This window comes from Streptomyces sp. adm13(2018) (genome assembly GCF_008042145.1).
Taxonomy (GTDB): Bacteria; Actinomycetota; Actinomycetes; order Streptomycetales; family Streptomycetaceae; genus Streptomyces.
Window position 1 is genome coordinate 1 of sequence record NZ_RDBH01000267.1, and the last position, 2,411, is coordinate 2,411.

Sequence of the window (2,411 nt, forward strand, 5' to 3'; positions counted from 1 at the left end):
GTGGTGCCCACGGCGACCGGGACCAGCCCCGACGAGATCCTGCTCACCGCCCTCGCCCTCGCCCTCGCCGAGTGGCGGCGCGGCCGCCGGCGCGGCGCGCCCGGCGCCGGACCCGTGCTCCTCGACGTGGAGGGCCACGGCCGCGGCGACGACGACGGCGCCGAACTCTCCCGCACCGTCGGCTGGTTCACCACGATGCACCCGCTGCGCCTCGACCCCGGCGTCAGATGGCACGAGGTCCGCGGCGGAGCCCCCGCCGCCGGAGAGGCCCTGCGCCGGGTGAGCGGCCAGATCCGCGCGGTCCCCGCCAAGGGCGCCGGATACGGCCTGCTCCGCCACCTCAACCCGCGCACCGCCGACCTCCTCGCGGGCGGCGCCGGACCGCAGATCGGCTTCAACTACCTGGGCCGCGTCCGCACCGACCACTCCGCCGGCGCCGCCGACTGGGGCGCCGCGCCCGAGGACGTACGCATCGCCCCGACCGACCCGGAACTGCCGTTCGCCCACAGCCTGGAGGCCAACGCGGTCACCCACGACCGTCCCTCCGGACCCGAACTGACCGTCACTTGGACCTGGCCCGGCGGACTCTTCGACGAGACCGAAGTCGAGTCCCTCACCGACCTCTGGTTCGAGGCCCTGGACGCCCTCACGCGGTACAGCACCGCACACGCCGCCCCCGCCGACGGCGCCCCCCGCAGTCTGACGACATCCGACCTCTCCCTGGCAGACCTGGACCAGGACGAGATCGACGAGCTCGAGGCCGACCTGGCCGACCTGGAGGATCTGACGTGACGCACACCAGCCGACCGGCCCGCAAGCCGTCCGGACTCGAGGGCGTCCTGCCCCTGTCCCCCCTGCAGGAAGGCCTCCTGTTCCACTCCCTGCTCGACGACGGCGAAGGCCCCGACGTCTACGCCGTCCAGCTCGCCGTCGACCTGGAGGGACCGCTCGACGCGAACCGCCTCAAGGACGCGATGGCCGCCCTGCTCCGCCGCCATGCCAACCTGCGCGCCGGGTTCCGCTCCGTACGCTCCGGGAAGCCGGTGCAGTTCCTCCTCCGTGAGGTCGACCTGCCCTGGCGCGAGGCCGACCTCACCCGGCTGCCGGTGGAGGAGAGGGAGGCCGCACTCGTCCGCCTCGCCGACGAGGACCGCGCCGAGCGCTTCGACCTGGCCGCGCCGCCGCTGATCCGCTGCCTCCTGATCCGCCGTGAGGAGGACCTGCACCGGCTGGTCGTCACCAACCACCACATCCTGCTCGACGGCTGGTCCATGCCGGTCGTGCTGCGCGAACTGTTCACCGTGTACGAGCAGGGCGAGCAGGCCCTGCCCCCCGTCACCCCGTACAAGAACTACCTCCGGTGGCTGGCCGCCCAGGACCGCACGGAGACCGAGCAGGTCTGGCGGCGCACCCTCGCCGGCGTCGAGGAGGCCACCCGCCTGGTCCCCGCCGACGCCGGCCGCGAGGCCCGCATGCCGGAGCGCGTCGAGTCCCTGCTCCCCGCCGACCTCGGCGACGGCATCGCGGAACTCGCCGCCTCCGGCGCGGTCACGCTGAACACCGTCGTCCAGCTCGCCTGGGCCGTCGTCCTGGGCCGCCTCACCGGCCGCGACGACGTCGTCTTCGGCACCACCGTGGCCGGCCGCCCGGCCGAGGTGCCCGGTGTCGAGTCCATGGTCGGCCTCTTCATCAACACCGTCCCGGTGCGCGTCGCCCTCGACCACGACGAACCGTGGTCGAAGGCCCTCGCCCGCGTCCAGAACGAACAGGCCGACCTCGGCCCGCACCAGCACCTCGGCCTCGCCGAGATCCAGGCACTCGCAGGCGTCGGCGAACTCTTCGACACCACCGTCCTCGTCGAGAACTACCCCGTGGACCCGGCCGCCGAGGGCACCCGGCTCGACTCCGGGCTGCGCCTCGTCGGCGCCAAGGGCCGTGACGCCACCCACTACCCGCTCACCCTCGTCGTCTACCGGACGGCGGCCGGCGTGCAGGTGCGCCTCGACTACCGCCCCGACCTCTTCGACCACGCGTCGGCCGCAGTGATCCTGCGACGCCTGGAGCGAGTGCTGCGCGCGGCGGTCATGGACACGGACCGCCCCGTGGGTGCGGTCGACGTCCTTGATGCCGTGGAGCGTGAGCGGTTGGTGGGTGGTGTGAACGCGACGGGTTCGGTGGTGCCGGTGGGTGTGGTGCCGGTGTGGTTCGCGGAGTGTGCGGCGCGGGTGCCGGAGGCTCTGGCGGTGGTGTGTGGTGGGGTGCGTCTGTCGTACGGGGAGTTGTGGTCTCGTGCGGTGGGTGTGGCGAATGAGTTGGCGCGTGTGGGTGTGGGTCGTGGTGCGGTGGTGGCGTTGGCGGTGCCGCGTTCGGTGGATGCGGTGGTGGCGATGCTGGGTGTGGGTCTTGCGGGT

At 73.3% G+C, this 2,411-nt stretch carries 2 protein-coding genes; both read left to right on the forward strand.

Features of this window, described 5'->3' with window-relative positions; all coding sequences use genetic code 11:
* Window positions 1–792: condensation domain-containing protein (locus EAO70_RS36430; protein WP_261993235.1), on the forward strand; the 792-nt coding region annotated here is incomplete at its 5' end.
* A partial coding sequence (locus EAO70_RS36435) for a condensation domain-containing protein (protein WP_187284202.1) occupies window positions 789–2,411 on the forward strand: 1,623 nt, incomplete at its 3' end. The genes EAO70_RS36430 and EAO70_RS36435, both read left to right, overlap by 4 nt.